At 71.4% G+C, this 24,636-nt stretch carries 17 protein-coding genes; 10 read left to right on the forward strand and 7 right to left on the reverse strand.

From position 1 onward, the window contains the following. Positions 1-141: 141 nt before the first annotated feature. Together ACMCNK_RS32245 and ACMCNK_RS32250 are read left to right on the forward strand one after the other, a co-directional pair. The gene (locus tag ACMCNK_RS32245; protein WP_412740101.1) at positions 142-1,944 is read left to right on the forward strand and encodes an ABC transporter ATP-binding protein; all 1,803 of its coding nucleotides are present in this window, start codon (positions 142-144) and stop codon (positions 1,942-1,944) included. A gap of 112 nt (positions 1,945-2,056) precedes the next feature. Beyond that, complete coding sequence (locus tag ACMCNK_RS32250; RefSeq protein WP_412740102.1) at positions 2,057-3,832, forward strand: ABC transporter ATP-binding protein; 1,776 nt, start codon at positions 2,057-2,059, stop codon at positions 3,830-3,832. A 4-nt stretch (positions 3,833-3,836) separates the two neighbouring features. On the opposite strand, the gene rpsD is transcribed toward ACMCNK_RS32250, so the two are convergent. Beyond that, positions 3,837-4,445 carry a 30S ribosomal protein S4 gene (gene rpsD / locus ACMCNK_RS32255; protein ID WP_412740103.1) on the reverse strand — a complete coding sequence of 203 codons (609 nt, stop codon included), beginning with the start codon at positions 4,443-4,445 and terminating at the stop codon, positions 3,837-3,839. Between the two features lie 156 nt (positions 4,446-4,601). On the opposite strand from rpsD, the gene ACMCNK_RS32260 reads away from it, so the two are divergent. Next, complete coding sequence (locus ACMCNK_RS32260) at positions 4,602-5,327, forward strand: DUF2470 domain-containing protein (RefSeq protein ID WP_412740104.1); 726 nt, start codon at positions 4,602-4,604, stop codon at positions 5,325-5,327. A gap of 36 nt (positions 5,328-5,363) precedes the next feature. Here ACMCNK_RS32260 and ACMCNK_RS32265 read toward each other — a convergent pair whose 3' ends face one another. The 4 genes from ACMCNK_RS32265 to ACMCNK_RS32280 all read right to left on the reverse strand — a co-directional run bounded on the left by ACMCNK_RS32265 (position 5,364) and on the right by ACMCNK_RS32280 (position 8,267). Further along, a complete protein-coding gene (locus tag ACMCNK_RS32265) occupies positions 5,364-5,984 on the reverse strand; it encodes a TetR family transcriptional regulator (protein WP_412741055.1) in 621 nt (206 codons plus the stop codon). A 68-nt stretch (positions 5,985-6,052) separates the two neighbouring features. Then, positions 6,053-6,790: an ABC transporter permease gene (locus ACMCNK_RS32270; RefSeq protein ID WP_412740105.1), complete on the reverse strand. Its 738-nt coding sequence runs from the start codon at positions 6,788-6,790 to the stop codon at positions 6,053-6,055. Further along, on the reverse strand, positions 6,787-7,515 hold the full coding sequence (locus tag ACMCNK_RS32275) for an ABC transporter ATP-binding protein (protein WP_412740106.1): 729 nt from the start codon (positions 7,513-7,515) through the stop codon (positions 6,787-6,789). Before ACMCNK_RS32275 ends, ACMCNK_RS32270 begins: the two co-directional genes overlap by 4 nt. Positions 7,516-7,673: 158 nt before the next feature. After that, positions 7,674-8,267: a hypothetical protein gene (locus tag ACMCNK_RS32280; protein WP_412740107.1), complete on the reverse strand. Its 594-nt coding sequence runs from the start codon at positions 8,265-8,267 to the stop codon at positions 7,674-7,676. Here ACMCNK_RS32280 and ACMCNK_RS32285 point away from each other — a divergent pair. Beyond that, entirely contained in the window at positions 8,227-8,679 is a 453-nt protein-coding gene (locus tag ACMCNK_RS32285) for a hypothetical protein (RefSeq protein ID WP_412740108.1), read from the forward strand. The genes ACMCNK_RS32280 and ACMCNK_RS32285 overlap by 41 nt on opposite strands. 482 nt (positions 8,680-9,161) lie before the next feature. Here the strand turns inward: ACMCNK_RS32285 and ACMCNK_RS32290 are convergent, their stop codons facing one another. Continuing rightward, the gene (locus ACMCNK_RS32290; protein WP_412740109.1) at positions 9,162-10,412 is read right to left on the reverse strand and encodes a hypothetical protein; all 1,251 of its coding nucleotides are present in this window, start codon (positions 10,410-10,412) and stop codon (positions 9,162-9,164) included. Between the two features lie 581 nt (positions 10,413-10,993). On the opposite strand from ACMCNK_RS32290, the gene ACMCNK_RS32295 reads away from it, so the two are divergent. From ACMCNK_RS32295 to ACMCNK_RS32320, 6 genes are all read left to right on the forward strand, one after another. Next, positions 10,994-14,581, forward strand: coding sequence for a LamG-like jellyroll fold domain-containing protein (locus ACMCNK_RS32295; protein WP_412740110.1), 3,588 nt, complete (start codon positions 10,994-10,996; stop codon positions 14,579-14,581). A gap of 90 nt (positions 14,582-14,671) precedes the next feature. Next, on the forward strand, positions 14,672-21,217 hold the full coding sequence (locus ACMCNK_RS32300; RefSeq protein WP_412740111.1) for an RHS repeat-associated core domain-containing protein: 6,546 nt from the start codon (positions 14,672-14,674) through the stop codon (positions 21,215-21,217). A 71-nt stretch (positions 21,218-21,288) separates the two neighbouring features. Then, positions 21,289-21,741: a hypothetical protein gene (locus ACMCNK_RS32305; RefSeq protein ID WP_412740112.1), complete on the forward strand. Its 453-nt coding sequence runs from the start codon at positions 21,289-21,291 to the stop codon at positions 21,739-21,741. Positions 21,742-21,811: 70 nt separating this feature from the next. Then, on the forward strand, positions 21,812-22,198 hold the full coding sequence (gene hisI, locus ACMCNK_RS32310; protein ID WP_412740113.1) for a phosphoribosyl-AMP cyclohydrolase: 387 nt from the start codon (positions 21,812-21,814) through the stop codon (positions 22,196-22,198). A 55-nt stretch (positions 22,199-22,253) separates the two neighbouring features. Continuing rightward, positions 22,254-23,792, forward strand: coding sequence for an anthranilate synthase component I (locus ACMCNK_RS32315; protein WP_412740114.1), 1,539 nt, complete (start codon positions 22,254-22,256; stop codon positions 23,790-23,792). Next, positions 23,792-24,379, forward strand: a complete 588-nt coding sequence (locus ACMCNK_RS32320; protein WP_412740115.1) for a Trp biosynthesis-associated membrane protein — start codon at positions 23,792-23,794, stop codon at positions 24,377-24,379. Before ACMCNK_RS32315 ends, ACMCNK_RS32320 begins: the two co-directional genes overlap by 1 nt. Here ACMCNK_RS32320 and ACMCNK_RS32325 read toward each other — a convergent pair. Further along, positions 24,301-24,624, reverse strand: coding sequence for a hypothetical protein (locus ACMCNK_RS32325; RefSeq protein WP_412740116.1), 324 nt, complete (start codon positions 24,622-24,624; stop codon positions 24,301-24,303). The two genes, ACMCNK_RS32320 and ACMCNK_RS32325, sit on opposite strands and share 79 nt — an antisense overlap. Positions 24,625-24,636: the final 12 nt, after the last annotated feature.

Below are 24,636 nucleotides of genomic sequence, written 5' to 3' on the forward strand. Positions count from 1 at the left end.
TCCCGTACCCTCGCATCGATGTGTCCGCGGACACACCGGTAATTCGGTGGCCGGTGCGGAACGGTTCGGCAGGATGGATCGGTAAGGCCGGGAGACCCGGCGGTGACTTACGGCCGTGAGACCCGGCAGCAAGGTGGGGATGTGACCGCGAGGGCCAGCCGGGACGTGCTGGGGCGGGGGCTGCGCGTGCTGGGCCACGCGATCCGTACGGAACCCCGGCCCTTCGTCGTCGGCACCATCGGCAGCGTTGCCTTCGGGCTCCTGGTCATCGCGAACTCGTATCTGGTCGGCGCGGTCATCGGGCACCTCGTGGTGCCCGCGTTCGCGTCTCACCGGGCGCGGCCCGCGGCGCTGGCCGCGGTCGCCGCGGTCTTCATCGGGATCAGCGTGCTGCGGGTCGGTGGCATCTTCGGCCGCCGCCTGGGCGCCGGGTTCATGCAGTTCCGGCTGCAAGCCCGCTACCGCCGCGCGGTGACCCGCCGGTACCTGTCGCTGCCGCCGTCGTGGCATCAGCGGCACGCCACCGGCACGCTGCTGTCCAACGCCAACTCCGACGTCGAGGCGGCGTTCGTGCCGATCGCCCCGCTGCCGTTCGCGGTCGGCACGATCGTCATGATCGGCGCGGCGGTGATCTCGCTGTTCCTCACGGACTGGGTGCTCGCCCTGGTCGGGGTGACGCTGTTCCCGGCGCTGTTCGGGCTCAACCTCGTGTACTCGCGCCGGATGTCGCCCCGGCAGATCCGTGCCCAGCAGCTGCGGGCCAAGGTCAGCGCGGTCGCCCACGAGAGCTTCGACGGGGCGCTGGTGGTCAAGACGATGGGCCGCGAGGCGGACGAGTCGCAGCGGTTCGGGGTGTTCGTGGCCGAGCTGCGCGACGCGCTGATCTCGGTGGGCCGGCTGCGCGGCCTGTTCGACCCGCTCATGGACAGCCTGCCCAGCGTCGGCACGCTCGCGGCGCTGCTGCTCGGCGCCTGGCGGCTGGAGGCCGGTGCGATCAGCGTCGCCGAGCTGGTCAGCGTCGCGTTCCTGTTCACCGTGCTGGCGTTCCCGGTCCGGGCCATCGGCTGGGTGGTGGCGGAGCTGCCGCGCAGCGTCGCCGGCTGGGAGCGGGTCCAGGCCGTGCTGGCCGCGGACGGCGACCTCACGTACGGGACGATGACGCCCGCCGGGACCGGTCCGGCGGCGCTGGAGTTCGACCGGGTCCGGTTCTGCTACGCCGACGGCCCTGACGTCCTGCACGACGTGAGTTTCACGGTCGCACCGGGCAGCACCGTGGCCCTGGTCGGCGCGACCGGCTCCGGCAAGTCGACGATCGCCGCGCTGGCGGTGCGCCTGGTCGACCCGGCGTCCGGCACGATCCGCCTGGACGGCATCGGGCTGCCCGAACTGACCGCGCCCGCCCTGGCCGCCACCGCGGCGATGGTGCCGCAGATCCCGTTCGTGTTCGACGACACGATCCGCGGCAACGTGACGCTCGACCGCGACGGTGTGGACGACGACGCCGTGCACGCGGCGCTGGGCCTGGCCGAGGCCGACGGGTTCGTGGGCCGTCTGCCCGGGGGTCTGGACACCGCGGTGGGCGAACGCGGCACGTCGCTCTCCGGTGGCCAGCGGCAACGGCTGACCCTGGCCCGGGCGCTGGCCGGGCGGCCCCGGCTGCTCGTGCTCGACGACGCGACCAGTGCGGTCGACCCGCGGGTCGAGGCGGCGATCCTCGCCTCGCTGCGGCGCCACGACTCCGGCGCGTCCATCCTCGTGGTCGCGTACCGGCGGGCCACGATCGCGCTCGCCGACCGGGTCGTCTACGTGGAGCAGGGCCGGGTGGCGGCGACCGGCACGCACGCCGAGCTGATGGCGTCCGTGCCCGGCTACCGCGACCTGGTCACCGCGTACGAGCAGGCCGAGGCGGAACGCGAGCCCCAAGGCACCGAGGTCGCCGCATGAGCGAGTGCACCGAGCGCAGCGAGGGCCGCGAGCGCATGCGCGGCTGGCTCGGCATGAGCGAGTGCACCGAGCGCAGCGAGGGCCGCGAGCGCATGCCAAAGGCAGGCGCCGCATGAGCGTGACGGTGGAGCGGGAGGAGGGCGCGTTCGCCACGGTGCGGCGGGGGGTCGCGCTGTCGCCGGAGCTGCGGCCCGGGCTGGCCGGCACGCTCGCGCTCGCGGTGGTCGCGATGGCCGGGCGGGTGGCCGTACCGATCGCGGTCCAGCAGGGAATCGACCGGGGGATCCGCGGTCCGGGCGGCCCGGACCTGGGTGTGGTCCTGACGATCGTGGTGTTCACGCTGGCGGCCCTCACGGTGTCGACGACGTGCGGGTACCTGATGACCCGCCGGTTGTTCACGGTCAGCGAGACCGCGCTCGGGGCGTTGCGGGCGCGCACGTTCCGGCACATCCACGATCTGTCGATGCTGCATCAGCAGGCGGAGCGGCGCGGCTCGATGGTCTCCCGGGTCACCGGGGACGTCGACCAGATCACCCAGTTCCTGCAGACCGGCGGGATCATGCTGCTGCTCTCCTCGGGCCAGCTCGTGGTCACGACCGTGGTCATGCTGATCTACTCGTGGCAGTTGACGGCGGTGGTGTTCGCCGCGTTCGTCCCCGCGGTGGTCATCATCCGGCTGTTCCAGCGCCGGCTGGCCGTCGTGTACCGCCGGGTGCGCGAGCGCACCGGCACGATGCTCGGGGTGATCGCCGAGAGCGTGGTCGGCGCGACCGTCATCCGCGCGTACGGGGTGGCCGGGCGCACCGGGCGCCGCCTCGATCACGCCATCGACGACCTGCGCGGGGCGCAGCAGCGGGCGTTGCAGACCAGCGTGATCGGGTTCTCCACGGGTGAGCTGGCGGCCGGGGTCGCGATCGCTTCGGTCGTGGTGGTGGGTGTGCTGCTCGGCGTCGACGGCGAGTTGACCGTGGGGCGGCTGACCGCGTTCCTGTTCCTGGTGACGCTGTTCATCCAGCCGGTGCAGATCGCCACCGAGGTGCTCAACGAGGCGCAGAACGCGGTGGCCGGCTGGCGCCGGGTGCTGGACGTCCTCGACATCGACCCGGACGTGGCCGACCCGGACGAGCTGGGGACGGCGTTGCCGGAGGGCCCGCTGTCGGTGCGGTTCGCCGACGTGTCGTTCCGGTATCCCGGCGGCCCGGTCGTGCTGGCCGATGTGGACCTGGAGATCGCGCCGCGGACCCGGGTCGCGGTGGTGGGGGAGACCGGCAGCGGCAAGACGACGTTCGCGAAGCTGCTGACCCGGCTGATGGACCCGGTCGCGGGCGAGGTACGGCTGTCGGGTACGCCGCTGACCTCGGTGCGGTTCGCGTCGCTGCGTTCGCGGGTCGTGATGGTGCCGCAGGACGGGTTCCTGTTCGACGCCACGGTGGCGGAGAACATCCGTTTCGCCCGGCCGGAGCTGACCGACGCGGAGCTGGCGGCCGCGTTCGGGGAGCTGGGTCTGGCGGACTGGGTGGCGGGCCTGCCGGAGGGGCTGGACACGTCGGTCGGGGAGCGCGGCGAGGCGCTGAGCGTGGGGGAGCGTCAGCTGGTCGCGCTGGTGCGGGCGTACGTGGCCGACCCGGATCTGCTGGTGCTCGACGAGGCGACCAGCGCCGTGGACCCGGCCACCGAGGTGCGGCTGCAGAAGGCTCTGGACACGGTGACCCGGGGGCGTACGACGGTGGCGATCGCGCACCGGCTGTCCACGGCGCAGGCCGCCGACGAGGTGATCGTGGTCGACGCGGGCCGCGTGGTGCAGCGCGGCCCGCACGCCCGTCTGCTGGAGGACCAGGACTCGATCTACGCCAAGCTGTACGCGAGCTGGCTGGAGCAGACCCGCTGAGCGTTCAGCGGGCGTAGAACTCCACGACGAGCTGCTCGTCGCAGAGCACCGGGATCTCGCTGCGCAGCGGTTCGCGCAGCACGGTGGTGCGCAACTGCGCCAGCTCGGTCGACAGGTACGGCGCGGTCGGCCCGTCCACGTGCGCGCCCGCGGCGGCGAGCAGGAACGGCGGCTTCTGGCGGCTGCTGTCGCGTACGGCCACGACCTGGCCGGGCTTGAGCCGGTACGAGGGCCGGTCCACCTTGCGTCCGTCCACGGTGAAGTGTCCGTGGGCGACGAGCTGGCGTGCCTGGTAGATGCTGCGGGCGAACCCGGCGCGGTGCACCGTGGCGTCGAGGCGCCGTTCCAGCAGGGCCACCATCGTCTCGCCGGTCTTGCCGCTGCCGCGGTGCGCGTCGTCGTACGCCCGGCGCAGCTGCGCCTCGCTGACGTTGTACTGGTGCCGCAGCCGCTGCTTCTCCAGCAGCCGCACCTGGTAGTCCGAGGTCTTGCGGCGCGCGCGCCCGTGCACGCCGGGCGGGAACGGACGCCGCTCGAAGTACTTGACGCACTTGCGGGTCAGCGGGATGCCGAGCGCGCGGGACAGCCGGACCTTGGGGCGGGAGTTGTTCACGTCGTTCTCGCTCCGATCGAGAGGTGCTACGGTTAGGCTCACCTTACTAAGGTGAACCTAACCAGCGCCATGGCCCCCCGTCCTACCTGCCCCCCGTCCTGCCTGCCCCCCGTCCTGCCTGCCGCCCACCGTCCCGCCTGCCGGAGGTACCCGCCCATGCACCCCAGCCCCGCAGAGGTCGCCCGGACGCTCGCCGCCGGGCACCTGCCCGCGACCGCCCACATCTCCGGTCACCAGGGCTCGCTGCCGGTGCGCCACGTGACCGACGCGCGGGGACGCGTCCTGCTGCTCGCCCCGCGCGACGGCGCACTGGCCGACGCGCTGCGCCCGGCCGCCGGCACCGACGACACCGCGATGGTGCTCGACATCCCCGACGTGCCGCCGATCGCGGGCGCCCCGACGCTGGGCCGGGTCTGGGTGGTCGGGTGGGCCCGCCTGCTCGACGGCGCCGAGTCCCGGGCGGCCGCTCTCGACTACGCCGACACCGACGCCACCGGTGACCTGCTCGACGTCGGTGACTCCCAGGTGCTGTACCGGATGGAAGTCGCCGAGGTCCGCCACGAGCGGCACGGCACGCTGCACGAGGTCGACCCCGACGAGTACGCCGAAGCCACCCCGGACCCGCTGCGCGCCATCGAGTTCGACCTGCTCACCGACCTGGCCGACCATCACGTCACGCAGGTGGCGGCGTACGCCCGGCGCTGCCTCGGCGCCGCCGCCCGCCCCGGCGACGAGCCGCGCGTGGTCCGCCTCGACCGGTACGGCCTGGTCGTCCGCGCGGGCGCGCGGCTGGCCCGGCTGCCGTTCCCCGCACCGGTCGCCGACCGCCACGAGCTGGCCCGCCTGCTGCACCCGGTGCTCTGCCACCACTGCACGGCCTGACCCGTCGCGGGGCCCGCCCGGCCGGGCCCCGCGGTCTCAGAGCTCGCCGGTGAGGTACCGCTGCACCGTGGGGCCGATCGCCGCGACCAGCTCCTCCGCGGGAGCGCTGGCCACCGGCTCCACCTTCAGCACGTACCGGACCGCGGCCAGCCCGGCGACCTGCGTCGCCACCAGCGCGGCGCGCATCGGCGCCTGCGCCGGGTCCAGGCCCAGCTCGACGACCGCCCGCCGCAGGATCTGGGTCACCACGAACTCGCGCATCAGCCGTGCGGTCCAGTCGTTGCTCATCGCCGAGCGCAGCATGGCCACCGCCGCCCCGCCCGCCGGGGAGTCCCACACCGACAGCACGAGCCGCACGAGCCGCTCGCCGGCCTGCTCCCGAGGCCCGGCCAGGGCCTGCGGCACCAGCTCGGCCGGGTTGATCGGCGAGTTCATCGCCGCCAGGAACAGCTTTTCCTTGGTCCCGAAGTAGTGGTGCACCAGGGCCGGGTCGACCTGCGCCTCCGCGGCGATCGACCGGATCGACGCCTGGTCGAAGCCCCGGTCGGCGAATGCCGCGCGGGCAGCGTCCAGAATGGCCTGCCGGGTGTCCTGATTGCCCGGCCGCCGCCCGCTGCGCCGCCCGGCCGTTCCTGACTCGCGGCGCCTGCGGCCGATTCCGGCGGAGCCCGCCGGGTTGCGCCCGCCGGTGTTCCCGGTGCGCCCGGCAGGCTCCGCGGTGCCGGTCACGGCGTGCGCCGCCGCAGGGTCGCCGCGGCCAGGATCAGCGCCGCGACGGCCGCGGCGGTCACGATCATCAGGTCGCGCCACATCGTCGCGGTCGCCGTGGCGTGCGCGCCGACCTGACCGAGCGCCTCGACCGCGTACGACAGGGGCATCACGTTGCTGACCGCCTGCAGCCAGCCGGCCATCTCGTCGCGGGGCACGAACAGGCCGCACAGCAGCAGCTGCGGGATCACGACCACCGGCAGGAACTGGACCGCCTGGAATTCGGTACGCGCGAAAGCACTGCACAACAGCCCCAGCGCCACGCCCAGCACCGCGTTGACGATCGCGATGACCACCACCAGCCCCGGGCTGCCCATGGTGTCGAGCCCGAGCAGCCCGTACGCCGCGCCCACCGCGACCCCGGCCTGCACCGCGGCGGCCAGGCTGAACGCGATGCCGTACCCGAACAGCAGGTCCACTTTGCCCAGTGGCGTGGTCAGCAGGCGCTCCAGCGTGCCCGTGGTGCGCTCGCGCAGCATCGCGATGCTGGTCACCAGGAACATCGTGACGAACGGGAAGACGCCCAGCATGATCAGCGCGATCCGGTCGAAGGTCGCGGCGGCGTCCTCGTACATGAAATACAGCAGTGCCAGCAGCAGCGCCGGGACCACGACGAGCAGCCCGACCGTACGCCGGTCGTGCCGCAGCTGGCGCAGCGCCCGCGCGGCCGTGGCGATGGTGATCCTCGGGTTCATGCCGTCACCTCCGCGCTCTCGCGCTCGCGGATGAGGCGCAGGAACGCCTCCTCCAGGTCGTCCGTGCCCGCGGCCGTGCGCACCGCGGCCGGGGTGTCGTCGGCGATCAGCCGGCCCTCGCGGATCAGCAGCAGGCGATCGCACCGGCCGGCCTCGTCCATCACGTGGCTGGAGACCAGCAGCGTGGTGCCCCGCGCGGCCAGCTCGTGGAACTGGGCCCACAGCTCGACGCGCAGCACCGGGTCCTGCCCGACGGTCGGTTCGTCCAGCACCAGCACGTCGGGACTGCTGAGCATCGCGCAGGCCAGCGACGCGCGGCTGCGCTGGCCGCCGGACAGGCTCACCACGAGCTGGCCTGCCGCGGCGGTCAGGCCGACGTCGGCGATCGCGCGGTCGGCCTCGGCGGCGCCCAGACCGTAGAGGGCGGCGAAGTAGCGGGCGTTCTCCCGGACGGACAGGTCGGCGTAGACGCTGGGGGCTTGGGTGACGTACCCGACCTTGCGGCGCAGCGGGGGCGATCCGGCGGCCTGGCCGAGCACGGTCACGGTGCCGGAGCGGACGATCTGCACGCCCACGATGGCCCGGATCAACGTCGTCTTGCCGCTCCCGCTCGGCCCGAGCAGGCCGGCCACGATGCCGGTGGGCACCGTGCAGGTGATGCCGTGCAGCACGCGGCGCTTGCCGCGGTCGACCACGAGGTCCTGGACCTCGATGGCGCTCTCCATCACGCCCTCCTCAGAATTCACTGACCGTTGAGTTCAACGCTAGATGAATTCCTTGGCTCGAGTCAACGCCCCACGCGGGCGAACAGATCCGGATGCGACGAGGCCCCGCCGGACCGGACGGTCCGCGGGGCCTCGGATGGTGCGGTGACGCGATCGCGTCACAGGGACAGGATGCGCTCCAGGAACTCCCGGTAGCGGTGCATCGCCATGCGCATGCTCTCCGTGTCGGGCGTTGCGGTGTTCCGCAGCGGGTCCAGCGCGTCCCGCTCGGCCAGCAGTGACTCGGTGAGCTCGTGGACCGCCTCGGTCAGCAGGTCGTGGGCGCGGGTCAGCGCCGCCACCGGATCGTCGACGAACCCCGCCTTGACCTCGTGCCACTCGGCCCGGAAGTGCGCGACCCCCGCCTCGTCCCAGAACGCGATCTCGGTCTCGCCGACGTCGCCCGGACGCAGCGCGCCGCGCCTGTCCGCGGCCGGGGCGTCCTCGCCACGGTCGCGGCGACGCCCGCCCGGCTCGTCCACCGGGTCGCTCGCCCGGCGGACCGGCACGGCGATCTCGTCGTCGCCCCGCCGCGCGGGCCGGGGCACCTGGAGGCCGAGCGCGTCGTCGGCCGCACCGCGAGTCGCGCCGCCGGAAGACCGTTCGGCGATGGCCGGGCCGTCACCGGCGCGACCGTTGGTGGCCTGCCCGCCGACCGCGGCCCGTCCCGCCGTGCCCAGACCCGCGGCGGCCGGCGAGCCCGGCATCGGCATCGGCGCCACGGAACCCGGCAGCGGGGCGGACGATGCGGCCCCGGTCCGCGCCGGGGGCGTCGTCAGTCCGGCGGACCCGAGAGGCGCGGCCGGCAGCACGGGCGGCGTCGCCCCGGAGCTCGCCGGTCCGGTCGTCGCCGCCGGCGACACCGGCCGTCCCGGCGCGGGCAGCGGGGACCTCGGCACCTCGGATGTGGCCGACGTGCCGGAACCGGGCGTCATCCCCGCGAAACCTGTCGTCGGAGCCGACCACGCCGTCTCCGAGGCCGCGGTGTCCGCCCGGCCGGAGGTCGACGGCAGGCCGGCGTCGGCCGGCCCGAACGGGAAAGCCGTCGCCGATCCCGCGGTCGTGGGTGAGGTGGATCCGTTCGGCTGCGGGTTCATGGGTTCGCCGTTCGTCGCTGGAAGGTGAGGGGTGGTGAGAGCGAACGGGTCGGCCGGTCGCGGACCGGGCCAGCCCGGCGCCGGGCTCTCGGACGGCGTGCTCCCGTTGGCCGGGGTGCCCTGGAACGGCGGCGGGGGCGCCGGCGGGAGTCCGTTCACCGGCCCGGGGTGCGCCGCGGAGGCACCGTTGCGATACGTCCGGTCAGTGTCCGCGGGCGGGAATCCGTTGTCGTCCGCCAGGTCCGGCCCGATGCCCGGCGCGTCGGCGTCCGGCGAGCGCTGGGCGGGAGCGGGCATCCCGTGCGACGGCCAGAAGCGGGCGACGCCGCGCGACTGCGGGACGTTCTCGGGGTCGGAGGTGGGCTCCATGGGTCAAAGACTCCCGTCGCGAGGGGGCGCGACCCGCAGGGACAGCGCTGCGGGCGGCGACGCGGGCACCCGGAGGCGCGGCGCCCACCGACCGTACCTTTCGGGGCCACGGCGCACACCCCCGGGACGTCCGGCCCGGGCTCACCTCCCGGCGGCAGCTTGCGTCGCCCGTGGTCTTGCCCCGGCGAGGCGGTTCCGGTCGGCCAGCAGCAGCGGAAGTCCGTACACGGTGAGCAGCCATGCGACGAGGATGAGGCGGTCGGCCTGGCTCGCGTCGGGGTGGCCGATTTGATTGCCGACCCCGGCGAGCGCGGTGGCAAATATGGCGAAGCCCACGACCGTTCGGGAACGGATGACCCCCCATGCGGCCACCGCCCACGTGGCGAGCAGGAGCGGGGCGGCGAGCTGGTCACCGGCCCACGAGACCCAGAACCGGGCGTTGGAGCGGAGCCAGTGAAGGGTGGGATCGGGTACGTCCGGTCGACGGAAATGCTCCGTGGCCAGATCCTGCATGCTCTCGGCGCCGCCGGGCCACCCCAGTGCGGTCGAGACGGCGTACAGGACGACAGCAGCCGCCGCGGATGCGCCGGCGACCTGCAGCAGCCGGCGTGTCGGATGCCCGGCCCGGCGCGCGAAAAGCGCGGCGAGCGCGGCGCTCCCGGCCAACGCCACGGCAAGCAGCAGGAACTGGGAGTACTTCACGAACAGTCCGCACCCGACGGCCGCGGCCATCAGGGCCAGACCCAGACGTGTGCGGTGGGTCATCGTGTACGCCACGCCCAGTAACGCCAGCGCGACGAGCGTCAGCGTCATCCCTTCCGCGAGCGGCGCCATCGTCCAGTACCGGGGCGGAAGGATCAGAAACAGCACCTGGCCGAGCACGGCCTGCCGGAGCGGCGTACCGACCACGCGCAGCAGCAGGAAGACGAACACGCTGCCGATCAGGGTCCAGATCAGCGTGGTGAGCCACATTCCCATCCGGGGGCCGAGGACGGCGACTCCGGGGGCGAAGATCACGGCGACACCCGGCCGGGACAGGAAGATGCTCTCGTAGCGCGGCGACAAGATCGCCGATCCGCGGGTGATCCCGGGCCCGTAGCGGTTCTCGGTGGTCAGCGCGTTCTGGGCGTGGAGCTTACGCACGCATGCGTCGGCGGCGCGGTCGGCGCTTTCCGACGGCCGCCCGAACGGGCTCATCAGCCGGGGCCGGCGATAGGCGTCGCAGTAGGTCTGGATCGTCGTCTCGCGGTCTGCCTGCCGGCTGTCCCCGAGGAGGTCCAGCGTCTGCGCCAGGTACTGCGCCGAGTCCGGGTAGAACTTGCCGGGCGCGGCCGTGAGCTGGGCGGCGGAGAACAGCGTGGCGACCACGAGCACCCACACCCACGGCTTCATGGCAGCCCGTCGGAGCGGACGCTTCAGTTGGGTGAGCATGGTTCGCGAATCAACTCCCTTGTGTCCGGTGCTGCCCCGAAGACGGGGATCGGTCCCCGGAGGGATACGACGGCCGGGCGCCGAAGTTGTCCGCGAATCGGATGAGTCGTTCAAAAGGGGAGTCGTGCCGTGGAGCGGTGACGCTGCCGCCGATGTGATCTGAACGATCGGCCCATGCCGGTGACGGCCTTTCGGTCGAGCGGGCGGATCCGGCCGGTGGAAACCAGGTCGGCCGTTCAGCCAGAACCGTGAGCTCGATCGATCCCCTTACGAGGCGCAGCCGTATCCCTCTATCCCGATTTCACCACTGAGCAACACCCGCACCAGCATTCCGAGCTCTTGTCAAGACACCTATCAATATGCCGCCGCGGTGATTAGCCTGCCGATCCTCTGATAGTTGATCTACGGGGTGAAGCATGTCGGAAAGCCGGCGGCACCAGTTCGGTACGACAGCACGGCGGTGCGCGGGACCACGATGGACACGTGGGATCGCGGCAGGGCTGCCGGCAGCGTTGGTGGCGGGACTCCTGGCCGTTCCCGCAATGTCCGCCGATGCGGCCGCGGCGGCTCCGCTGTCGGCCGTTCCGGCGGACGGTGCACCGAACGAGGCAGCCGCGCGCAGGGCGGCGGTGAAGTCCGGTACCCGGGTGGAGGTCAGGCCGGCCCGGACCGAGTACAGCCAGTTGTTCGCGGAGCCGACCGGCGCACTGACGTATGAGACGTCGGTGGTGCCGCAGCGGGTGCACCAGCGCGACGGCTCCTGGAAGAACGTGGACCTCACGCTCGCCGCGGGCCCGGACGGCTGGCTGCGGCCGAAGGCCTCGGTGTCCGACGTCCGCTTCTCCGAGGGCGGCGAGGGCCCGTTCGCGCGGCTGACGCGGGGCGGCAAGAAGATGACGCTGAGCTGGCCGCTGGGTGCGCTGCCGAAGCCGACCGTGGCGGGGGACACCGCGACATATGCGCGGGTGCTGCCGGATGTCGACCTGGTCGTGCGCGCCACGGACACCGGCCTGTCACACCTGCTGGTGGTGAAGACCGCGGCGGCGGCCGCCAACCCCAAGCTGCAGGAGGTCACGTTCGATCTGGGTGGGGACACCACGGTGACCCGGCTGCCGGACGGCTCGCTGCGGGCGGTGGCGGGCACGACCCTGGTCGCCGAGGCCGACGAGCCGGTGATGTGGGACTCCTCGGACCTGGTCGCGCCTGCCCGAGTTGCGCAGCTGCCGGGGCCGGCCGCCGTCCCGGGGTTCGCGGCACCGTCGCCGGACCAGGCGTCGGACTTCCGCAACACCCGCTCGTCGGCGCACGGTCCGGGCGACGCCGCGCGGGTCGCGACGCTGGGCGCCAAGCTGTCGGGCAAGGGTGACCTGCTGCTGCGGCCCGACATGTCGCTGATGGGTAGCGGCGCGCGCTTCCCGGTGTTCATCGACCCGTCGTGGAGCACGGCGCAGAACAAGTGGGCGTACGCGACGAACAACAACAGCAACAACAGCGACACGTCGGTCGCGCGGGTGGGCGCGGACCCGGACTCCGGGAAGATCTACCGGTCGTTCTTCCAGTTCCCGATCGACAAGATCGCGAAGAAGTACGTGCGGAGCGCCACCGTGCAGATGGTGCTGGATCACTCCTGGTCGTGCGGGAGCACGAACACGTCGATGTTCAAGGCGGGGACGTTCACCACGCCGCGCGCTGCCTGGAGCACCACGCTGAGCACGTTCCTGGGCACCGTGGCCTCGCACGCGAACGAAGGCAGCGGCTGCGCGGATTCCCCCCAGCCGGACATGACGGTCAACTGGACCAACACCTCGGTCACCACGATGGTGAACACGGCGGCCAAGGGGTCCGCGCCGAGCGTCTCGGTGGCGTTCTCCGCCCGCGACTCCAACGGCAGCAACGAGAGCGACCACACGCGGTGGAAGAAGTTCTTCCCGGCCAAGGCCAAGCTGATTGCGGACGTCGACGCGATCCCGGGCAAACCATACGGCCTGCAGATCGGCGGGATCGGCTGCAACTCGTCCGGGGTGAAGATCAACACCCCGTCGGCGGCGCTGTCGGCCGTCGTCCCGGACGCGGACACCGGCCAGGCGCTTAAGGCGTCGTTCGAGTGGGACGAGGTCCCGGCCTCCGGTGCCTGGGTCTACAAGGGGACCGCCCAGGCGTCCGCATCAGCCGGCTCGCGGGCGTCCACCACACTGCCTTTCACCAACGGCAAGACGTACGCGTTCCGCGCCTACAGCACCGACCCGTCCCCGTACTCACAGGTCAGCCCGTATTCGGACTGGTGCGTCTTCACCGTCGACACGACGGTGCCCAGCCTGAATCCGCCGGTGTGGCAGTCCATGCCATCGGGTCCCGGCCAGCCGGGCACGGTGACTCTGTCCTCGCCGGACACCGACGTGGTCACGTTCAGGTACGGCTGGAACGAGTCGGTGACCTCGTCGGTGGCCACGACCACGGTCGCTGGGGTGACCGGCCGGTCGGCGACGGTGACGGTGACCGCGCCACGGTACGGCCTCAACACGCTCTACGTGCGGGCCCTCGATTCCTCGGGCAACTTCACGCCCGCCGGGTACACCTTCGAGGTGGGCCGCCCGTCCCCGGCGGTGGCGCGGTGGGGTCTGGAGACGTATCCGGGCGTAGACGAGTCCGCCGCGCAGGCGGACAGCCAGCCCTCGCTGGCCGGTGACACTCCGCTGAGCCCGACGAGCCTCACCTGGACGCCGGACGCGCACCTGGTGGGTGGGAAGTCGGCGACGTTCGACGGCACCTCGTCGCAGCTGGCGACCGACTCGTCGGTGGTGGACACGACGAAGTCGTTCAGCGTCGCGGCGTGGGTGCGGCTGGGCAGCCCAGCCACCGAGACGACCGTGGTGGCGCAGGAGGGCAGCGACGCGGCCGGCTTCGCGCTGGGCACGGTGCAGTCGGGGTCGCCGGCGGCGCCGCACTGGTCGTTCACGATGCGTGACACCGCGGCGCAGTCCAGCACCGCCCGCGTCGCGCTCTCGTCGACCGCGGCGGACGTGGGCCGGTGGACGCACGTGGCCGGTGTGTACGACAAGGCCGCCGGGCAGATCCGCCTCTACGTCAACGGCGTCCTGGCCGGTGAGGTCGCCCGTACGGCAGCCCCGTGGCCGGCCGACGGCCGCCTGACCGTGGGCCGCGGTCAGGCCGGGGGTGCGGCGGCCGGCTGGTTCAAGGGCAACGTCGCAGACGTGCAGGCGTTCGACCGGGTGCTGGTGGCGCAGGACTTCGTGGGTCAGCCCGCGAACGACGCCGGTGGCGTGGACGAGCCGGGGATCCTGGCGCCGGTCGAGGTTGGCCGGTGGGACTTCCAGACCGCCGCGCCCTGCTACGACGCGTCCATCCCGGACGACAGCGTGTGCCGGGCCCCCGACGCCGGTACGGAGTGGAACCGGCGGCTGGCGTTGACCCAGGGCACGGGCGTGGGCGCCGGCCGGACCGCCTCGTCGCAGGGGCTGGCGTTGTCGGACACCCACTTCGTCGATGACCCCGCCGACCCGTTCTACGGTCAGAAGGACAAGGAGCTGGGCACGTCGCAGCGCAACCCGGCCGCCGCGGGCGACGCCCCGTCGTGGCAGGAGGGGCCGGTGCTGCGTACCGATCAGTCGTTCACCGTGTCGGTGTGGGTGCAGCCCAGCAAGCTGGACACCACGATGACGGCGGTCGCGCAGCGCGGGACCAAGATGTCGCCGTTCTACCTGGGCACCCGCAAGTCGACCGTGAACGGGGTGACCGGTCCGCGGTTCGAGGTGATGACCGTCAACACGGACCAGGACCTCGGGGAGACGTACGCGCATGCCATCGCCCCGACCGTGCTGGGCGCCGACGACCTCGACGACTACACCCATCTGGTGATGGTCTACGACGCCGAGGCCAAGGAGGTCCGGCTGTACGTCGACGGCGTCCGCGCGGGCGACCCCATCAAGAACTGGACCGGGTGGAACGCCGCCGGCCCGCTGTCGGTGGGCAGCGCGTGGTGGTCGTCCGACAACAGCACCGGCGCCTGGTACGACCAGTGGTTCGGCGGCATCGACGACCTGAACCTGTACCAGGGCGCGATGAACGACGCGCAGGTCGCCGATCTGCACGAGCAGCAGATAAGCCAATGACCCGATCCGGTGGGCGCCCGGCACAAGGGCGCCCACCGGAAACCCCTCGCGTTTCCTGACCGGCTTCCCTTCCCTCGGGAGTACCGCACCGTGAACATCCTTGGTTCCTCGCCGGCCGCCCGTCGTGTCCCGCGTTGGCGGCTCGCCCTCGGCGCGGTGCTGGCCGGGCTGCTGGCAACGTCGTCGCTGGTCGTCACCCCGGCCCAGGCGGACAAGACCCCGTCGGTGCACCTGCCGGGGCAGAAGGAGAAGTTCGACACCGAAGGCGGGGAGGTGGCCGGTAAGGGCTGGAAACCGAAGAAGCATGCGCCGCTGCACCTGCCGGCCCCGGAATGGCCGGACGCCGGCTCCGCGACGGTCGCCGTGCCCGGCAGGACCGCGAAGGTGAAGTCGGCACGAGCCGGGACCACGCCGGTGTCGGTGAGCCGCGGCAAGGGCGCCGCCGGGGACCGGGTCTCGGACCTCACGGTGCAGGTCCTCGACCGGTCGAGCCTGCCCGAGCAGTGGAAGCACGGCCTGGTCACCCGCGTGTCCGCGCCCACGGGTGGTGGTGCGGCGACGGTGTCGGTGGACTACCGCGCCTTCCGGTACGCCTACGGCGCCGGCTGGGGCTCCCGGCTGCGCCTGTGGCAACTCCCCCCATGCGCGCTGACCACCCCGGACGAGGCCGCCTGCAAGGCGGTGCCGTTGCCGTCGAGCAACAACCCGGCCGCCGGAACGGTCACCGCCGACGTCCCCGTCGCCGCGGACAGCACCGGCACGATCAAGGGCGCCGCCTTCACCGGTGACGCAGCGGTGACCACGGTGCCCGCGCTCGATCGGGCGCCGGGGCAGTTCCGGCCTGCCGCCGCAGCGACCGGGGGCACCCTGCTCGCCGCCGCTGCCGCGCCGTCCGGGGACGCCGGTGACTACACCGCCACTTCCCTCGCCCCCTCCTCGACCTGGGCCTCGGGCAGTTCTTCCGGTGCGTTCACCTGGTCGTACCCGATGCGGACCCCGCCGTCGTCCGGCGGGCCGGAGCCCAAGATCGGTCTTTCCTACTCGTCGGCCAGTGTGGACGGCCGTAACGCGGCCACCAACAACCAGCCGTCCTGGATCGGTGAGGGCTTCGACTTCTGGCCCGGTTACATCGAGCGCCGCTACGTGCCCTGTGCCGAGGACAAAGCCGGTTCTCCCAACAACCCGGCGCAGACCGCGGACCTGTGCTGGCGCTCCGACAACGCGGTGATGTCGCTGAACGGCTCCAGCACGGAACTGGTGTACGAGTCGGGCAAGGGCTGGCACGGCCGCACCGAGAACGGTGCGAAGATCGAGAAGCTGACCGGCGCGAGCAACGGCGACAACGACGGCGAGCACTGGAAGGTCACCACCACCGACGGCACCCAGTACTTCTTCGGCCTGAACCGCCCGGCGGGGCAGAGCAGCGACACCGACTCGACGTGGACCGTGCCGGTGTACGGCAACCACTCCGGTGAGCCGTGCCACGCGGCCGCGTTCACCGACTCCGACTGCGCGCAGGCGTGGCGGTGGAACCTCGACTACGTCGTCGACACCCGCGGCAACACGATGTCGTACTGGTACACCAAGGAACTCAACCAGTACGCGCAGGAAGTCACCAGCAGCAAGAACATCTCCTATGTGCGCGGCGGCACCCTGGCCCGCATCGACTACGGCACGTGGGACCGCGGCGCCACCGACCGTAACGTGAACCCTGCCGCGCAGATCGTGTTCCAGAACTCGGACCGGTGCATCGCCACCGACTGCACCACCCATGACGCGCAGCACTGGCCGGACACCCCGTGGGACCAGGAGTGCAAGACGAGCGCCACGTCGTGTGACGACTACTCGCCGACGTTCTGGTCGACCAAGCGCCTCACGAAGATCACGACCCGGGTGTGGGACACCACCGTGGCCACGCCGGCGTGGCAGGACGTCGACTCGTGGACGTTCGGGCACACGTTCCCGGCCACCGGCGATGGCACCGACCCCGGTTTGTGGCTGTCCTCGATCGTGCACACCGGCCTGGTCGGCACGCCGATCGCCCTGCCGCCGGTGACCCTGGAGCCGGTGTCACTGCCGAACCGGGTGATGACCAAGTACAACACCAGCAACAACTGGCAGCGGCTGTCCAACATCTACTCCGAGACCGGCGCCCGCACCCAGGTCATCTACTCCACCCCCGAGTGCACCGCATCGAACCTGCCGTCGGCGCCCAGCACCAACACGAAGCTGTGCTACCCGGTCATCGGGCCCGACCCGTACGACCCGGACGGCCCGGACATCACCGAGTGGTGGCACAAGTACGTCGTGCGCCAGGTCCTGGAGACCGACGTGCAACTCGCGGACGGTCACCAGACGCCGACCAAGACCACCTTCTACACGTACGAGGGTGACCCGGCGTGGCACTACGCCGACGACGACGGGCTGAGCAGGCCGAAACGCAAGACCTGGGACCAGTTCCGCGGCTACGCCACCGTCACGACGCAGGTCGGGGACACCGCCAAGACGCTGACCCGCACCACGTACCTGCGCGGTATGAACGGCGACAAGGCCGCACCCTCCGGCGGCACCCGCACCGTCACCGTGCCCGCGTCGCTGGGCTCGGAGACCGTGTACGACGAGGACCAGTTCGCCGGCATGGTCCGCGAACAGGTCACCTACAACGGCACCACCGACAAGCCGGTCAGCAAGACCGTCAACGTGCCCTGGCGTTCCCTGGCGACCGCGTCGCGCACCATCAACGGCGACACCGTGACAGCCCATTACGTCAACACCCGCGTCGCCTACACCGGCACCGCGCTCGGTACCGACGGCGACCGCGGCTGGCGGGTCACCGGCAGTCGCAGCGACTTCGACGACACCTACGGCACCACCAACTGGACCCAGGACGACGGCGACATCGCGGCCAGCGGTGACGAGAAGTGCACCACCTACAGCTACAACCGCAACACCGCCAAGAACATCGTCACCCTGCCCCGGCAGGTCACCACCACCGCGCTGACCTGCGGCACCACACCCACCAACGGTGACCAGGTCATCTCCGACGCGCTCAGCTACTACGACGGCGCGACCAGCGCGGGCACGGCACCGGTCTACGGGCAGGTCACCCGCAGCGACACACTGAAGGACTGGACTCCGGCCGGCGGAACCGCCTGGCAGACCACCAGCCGAACCAGCTACGACGCGTTCGGCCGTCAACTGACGACGACCGACATCAGGAACAACACCACCACGACCGTGTACAGCCCGGCTACCGGGCTGGTCACCAGCCGTACCGACACTAATCAGCTCGGCTGGGTGACCACCACCGTGACGAACCCCTACTGGGAGAGCAAGACCAAGGTCTCCGACCCGAACGGTCGTCTCACCGAGATCACGTACGACGGGCTCGGCCGCACCAGTCAGGTCTGGAACATCGGCTGGTCCAAGGCCGGCAACCCCACCACCCCGTCGGTGCGCTACTCGTACGCGTACTCGGCGAACCGGTCCACCTACCCGTACGTGCAGACCGACACGCTCAACGCGGCCGGGAACTACGTGACCGGGTATCAGATCTTCGACGGGTTCCTGCGTAACCGGCAGACCCAGAGCCCCGCGGTCGGCGGCGGCCGGATCGTCACCGACACCATCTACGACGCGTGGGGCCGGGTCGGCTCGACCTACAACCCGCACGCCGAACCCGGCACCGCCTCCGGCACCCTCTACTGGGAACCCGAAGGCTCCGTCCCCGCATTGACCCGCAACCTGTACGACCGCGCCGGACGAACCACCGACGCCATCTTCATGGCCAGTGACGGCGTCACCAACCTCGTCGAGAAATGGCGCACCACCACCGTCTACGGCGGTGACCAGACCACCGTCATCCCCCCGGCCGGCGGCACCCCCGCCACGACCGTGACCGACGCCCGCGGCCACACCGTCGAACTGCGCCAATACACCACCGCGTCCGGCATCGACGGCGCCTACGACACGACGAAGTACGCCTACAACCGCAAGGACCAGCGCACCGCGGTCACCGACCCCGCCGGCGACCAGTGGACCTACAAGTACGACCCCAGAGGCCGCCAGACCGAGGCCAACGACCCCGACGCCGGCCGCAGCACCTCCGCATACAACGACTACAACGAGCTCGTCACCACCACCGACGCCCGGAACAACACCCTCGCCTACACGTATGACTCGCTCGGCCGCAAAACCGCCGTCTACGACAACTCGACGACGGGCACCAAACGCGCCGAGTGGATCTACGACAAGCTGTACACCGGCATCACCATCCGCGGGCAGATGACCCAGAGCATCCGGTACGACAACGGCAATGCCTACAAATGGCAGGCCATCAACTTCACCCAGCGCTACCAGCCCACCGGTGCCAACTACGTCATCCCCGCCGTCGAGACCGGGCTGGCCGGCACCTACACCTACGGCTACGGCTACACCGCGACGGGCGTGCCGAACTCCATCAGCTACCCCGCGGGCGGCAACCTCGGCGGCGAGAACGTCACCACCACCTACGAAGCCGTCACCGGCCTGCCCTCGTCGCTGGCCACCAACATGACCAACGTCGGCTCGTACGTCAGCGGCCAGCTCTACACCGCGTACGGTGAGCCCACCGTCACCACCCTCAAGACCACCGGCGGGGTCTTCGCCGAACAGGGGACCTATTACGACACCGCCACCCGCCGGGTCACCGACGTCAAGGTCAAACCGGAAACCTCCAGCGGTACGGTCGCCGACCGCACCTACACCTACAACCCGGCCGGCCAGATCACGACCGTGGCCGACGCACCGCAGGTCGGCACCGCCGACACCCAGTGCTTCACCTACGACCCGCTCGGCAGGCTCACCACCGCCTGGACTCCGAAGGCCGGAGTGGACTGCGCGAGCACCCCGTCGGTGCCCAACCTGGGCGGCCCCGCGCCGTACTGGCAGGACTGGACCGTCGACAAGATCGGCAACCGGACCAAAGAGGTCTCCCACACCAGCCTCGGCGACACGGTCCGCACCTACACCACGCCCACACCGGGAGCCGGTGTCGTACGCCCGCACGCCCCCACCGCGATGACCACCACCACCCCCGGGCAGAGCACCGGCACCACCGTCAACTACGGCTACGACAACAGCGGCAACCAGAACGCCCGGCCCGGCGCCACCGCAAGCCAGAACCTGACCTGGGACGCCGAAGGCCACCTCACCAAGGTCGTCGAAGGCGCCAGCACCACCACCAACCTGTTCGACCCCGACGGCACCCGGCTGATCCGCCGCGACGCCACCGGCGCCACCCTCTACCTGCCCGGCATGGAAATCCGCCGCCAGGTCTCCGGCAGCACTGCCACCCTTACCGGCACCCGCTACTACGACTTCGCCGGCCAGACCGTGGCGTCGCGTACCGTCGGCACCCAGGCGTTGACCTGGCTGTTCAGCGACCACCAGGGCACCCAGCAGATCAGCGTCAACGCCTACACCCAGAAGGTCGACATCCGCCGCCAGGACCCCTATGGCGGGCCTCGCGGCACCCAGCCCTTGTGGCCCAACACCAAGGGCTTCGTCGGCGGCACCAACGACCCGACCGGACTCACTCACATCGGTGCCCGCGAATATGATCCGGCGCTGGGGCGGTTCATCTCCGTCGACCCGGTCCACGACCTTACCGACCCCACGCAGTGGAACGCCTACAGCTACTCCAACAACGACCCCATCACCCACAGCGACCCCACCGGGCTGCGCGACGACGACCACTTCTACGGCCCGCAAGCCGCCCTCAACAAGGAACGCTCCGCCGCCCCGGCTTCGGCTCCCGGCAGCGTCGGGGGCGGATGTGCCAGCGCCAACGCCTGCGAACACAATGTTGATCGGTCGTCCGGGCCGGTTTACGTCCCGATCACCCGCCATGTCCTGGTCAAGACCAACGACCCGTATTACGGACGCATGAGTCTGGCCTACGCCAAGGCGACTGCGGACTTTCATCTGAACAACCAGACGATGCGCAATGACCAGGAGCTGGGTGTCTGGTACCAAATTTGTGTTGCGCACCATTATGGCGAGGGAATGTGTCCGGACGGCATGGAAGCCCAGGTCCGCGACACGGTCGACGGTGGGGGTTTCACCGACCCGTCCGGCTACATCAATGCCGCGTCCGTCGGCAGAGGATGGCTGGTCGGAGATGACTTCAAGGGCGGATCGCGCCAGGCCGACATGGACCTGGGACGAGTTGTCTATCGCGGTACCTCCAGGGCCCTCGAAAATTGGATCGCCGAGGAGACCGGGCTCATCATGAGCGACGCGGCCGCCGAGAAGTACGGCGAAACGGGGTCCGTGGCGGAAGCTCTGGCGGCATCGCGTGAGGCGCACAATGCGGGAATCGAGAGCTGGGGAAGTGAAGACAACTACGTTCAGGCCCACGGCGCCTTCGGCACGGAAATGGATGAAATCGGGCCCAAGAGTATGATTTCGTTCACCACTGACCCGGCCGTGGCGAAGATCTTCGCCGGACCGGACGGCACGATCTACGTGGCGCGCCTCGCTCCCGGCCAGGGAATTGTCCAGACCATGCCCGGAGCCGGTGAGTCCGAGATCCTCGTCCCGAACATGATCAGGGCCAGGCCCATGGCCGAGGGTGGTGGCGCCGGAGCCGAGTGATGCCCGGCTCGGGGTCTCCCATGGACCGAGGTGAGGCGACAGTCATGTCTACCGACGAGAGGGACAGATAGGTGCCGACGGAACTCACAGTTGCAGGGAAAGTAATCACCTACTTCACCGCGGACGACGTGGTCCCGCCCGATTCCGGTGCCCGATTCGATCGGCTCGTCGATGCGCGATTGGCCAAGCACCCGAGGCTTCGCAGATTTCTTGTTCGCCTGCGCCCGGGCTGGCCCGCGTTTTATTACGTCCTCCACTGGAGCAACGGGATGGACCTGGCTGCCCTCGACGGTCGCGTCATTGCCGGCACGGTCACCGAAGAAGAATTTTCCGGGGCGTTGGTGGGTGAATTTCTGGACCACGTCTGCATGGAATGCGGCGCCCATTTCGAGGTAGTCGCCCTCGAGGGCGGCGTACTGTTCACGGCGGACCGGCAGAAGCGCATCAGCGAGCACACATTTGTGGAATCATGCCCATTCTGCGGAGCCTCGCTGAGAAGACTCGTGTTGGAGATCTTGACGTGACGGGTGCCCGGATCGTGGGCTGAAGGCGGCCCGCGCGCATCCCGGCACCGGGTGCGGGACAATCGCAGGCGTGTCCGTACCTGAAATCGCCCCCCGGTCCGCGCTGGATCCGGCCATCGCCGCCCGCCTCAAACGCACCCCCGACGGCCTGGTGGCCGCGATCGTGCGCGAGCACGGCAGCGGCGACGTGCTGATGCTGGCGTGGATGGACGACGAGGCGCTGCATCGCACGCTGACCACCGGCCGTGCCACCTACTACTCCCGCAGCCGCCAGGAGTACTGGGTGAAGGGCGAGACCTCCGGCCACCACCAGTACGTGCGGTCGGCGGCGCTGGACTGCGACGGCGACGCGCTGCTGCTCACCGTCGACCAGATCGGCGCGGCCTGCCACACGGGCACGCACACCTGCTTCTCCGACGAGTTGCCGGTGACGGCGCCCGAGGGGAGCACAGCGTGACCGACTGCACCGAGCGAAGCGAGGGCCGGGAGGGCGCGCCCGAGGGGAGCACATTGTGACCAGCGGCGCGGTGGTTCCCGACGAAGACGGGTTCGTCGCGCGGGCGGCGCACCGCCGGGTCGTGCCCGTGGTGCGGCGGCTGCTCGCGGACGGCGAGACCCCGGTGGGGGTGTACACGAAGCTGGCCGGGGGCCCGGGCACGTTCCTGCTGGAGTCGGCGGAGCAGGGCGCCGCGTGGTCGCGGTACTCGTTCATCGGTGTGCGCAGCGCGGCGACGCTGGTCGAGCGCGACGGTCAGGCGGCCTGGCTCGGTGAGCCGCCCGCGGGCGTACCGGTCGACGGCGATCCGGTGGTAGCGCTGCGCGAGACGGTCGCCGCGCTCGCCTCACCGCAGGATGCGGCGGCGGACGCGGACGCGGGTCTGCCACCGCTGACCGGCGGCATGGTCGGCTATCTCAGCTACGACCTGGTCCGCCGATTCGAGCGGCTGCCCGCCGAGGCGGTCGACGACGTGCCCCTGCCCGAGCTGGGCATGATGCTGGCCACGGATCTGGTGGTGCTGGACCACCACGACGGGTCGGCGATCCTGGTCGCCAACGCGGTGCTCGCCGACGACGCGGACGAGCAGGGGCGGCGGGCCGCGTACCACCACGCGGTGGGGCGGCTGGACGCGATGACCACCGCGCTGTCCCGGCCCACCCCGCCGATGATCTCGACGGTCACCCGGGTCGCACCGGGCACGGCGGTGAGCCGGACCGCGGCGGGGGAGTACCGGAAGGCGGTCGAGCAGGCCAAGGAGGCGATCCGAGCGGGGGAGTGCTTCCAGATCGTGGTGGGTCAGCGCTTCGAACGTCCCACGGACGCCAACCCGCTCGACGTGTACCGGGTGCTCCGGGCCACCAATCCCAGCCCGTACATGTATCTGCTGCGCTTCGACGACTTCGACATCGTGGGCTCCTCGCCGGAGGCCCACCTGAAGGTCAGCGCGGAGCCTGACGGCACCCGGCGCGCGTTGCTGCACCCGATCGCGGGTACCCGCTGGCGCGGCGCCACCCCGGAACAGGACAACGCGCTGGCCGCGGAGCTGCTGGCGGACCCGAAGGAACGTGCCGAGCACGTCATGCTGGTCGATCTGGGCCGCAACGACCTGGGCCGGGTGTGCGCGCCGGGCTCGGTTGAGGTGCCGGACTTCGCCCGCATCGAGCGGTACAGCCACGTCATGCACATCGTCTCCACGGTCGTCGGGGAGCTGCGCGCGGACCGGACCGCGTTCGACGCGCTGGCCGCGACGTTCCCTGCGGGCACGCTGTCCGGGGCGCCGAAGGTGCGCGCCATGGAGATCATCGAAGGGCTGGAGCCGACCCGCCGCGGCCTGTACGGCGGAACGGTCGGCTACTTCGGTTTCGCCGGCGACATGGACATGGCGATTGCGATCCGCACCGCGTTGCTGCGCGACGGGGTCGCGTACGTCGGGGCGGGTGCGGGCATCGTCGCGGATTCCGACCCGGCCGCGGAGGAACAGGAGACCCGGAACAAGGCGGCGGCGGTCCTGTCCGCCATCGCGTCCGCCGAGACCCTGCGCGCCGCCCGCTGATGGCCCCGCAACGGTTGCTCGGCCCGGCTGCGCTGGCGTGCGCGGCCGGCGCGGGCCTCGCCCTGTACGCGGCCACCCGCACCTGGTCGGTGCAGGTGACCGTGCGGCCCGGCCTGACCGATCTGCGCGCCACGCGCACCGGCGCGGAGCAGATGCCGTGGCTGGTGGCGCTCGCGCTGGTGGCCATCGCCGGCGCGGGTGCGTTGCTGGCCACCCGCGGGGTGACCCGGCGCCTGCTGGGCGGGCTGATCGCGGTGATCGGGGTGGGGCTGGCGGCCACCGCCATCGCCGGTCGCGCCGGCCTGGACGCGGGCGCCGCCGGGGCGGCCGCGACGCTCGGGCCTGCCGCGTGCGTGCTCGGCGGCGCACTGGTCGCGCTCGCCGGCTGGTGGGCGGCCCGGCACGGCCATGAGTGGTCGGCCATGGGCTCCCGCTACGAGCGCGGCAGCGCGGCGCCTCCACCCTCGTCCGCGCCCCGGCTCACGGACGCCCGGGAGGCGAGCGGCGCTCAGCCGCGGGAGACGCCGCCGGTGGACACCAGGGCCGTCTGGGACGCGCTCGACCGCGGCGACGATCCGACCACCTGAACGCGCTCACCGCGCAGGGGCGGGCCGGACGCCAGCAGGTCCGCCACGAGACGATCCAGATCCGCGCGGGCCTGACGGGCCGCGCGGTCCGCGCAGATGGCGTCCCACGCGTTGCTCTGCGCGGTGCGCACCTTGCCGTCGCCCACCACCCGCTCGACACCGGCGACGAGGTCGACGGCGACCGAACACACCGCGCGGGAGAGAGCGACGAAGCCGCTGGTCTGCGCATTCACTGCACTCGCCATGGTCAACTCCAC

The sequence above is a fragment of the Krasilnikovia sp. MM14-A1259 genome (genome assembly GCF_047159535.1).
Taxonomy (GTDB): domain Bacteria; phylum Actinomycetota; class Actinomycetes; order Mycobacteriales; family Micromonosporaceae; genus Actinoplanes.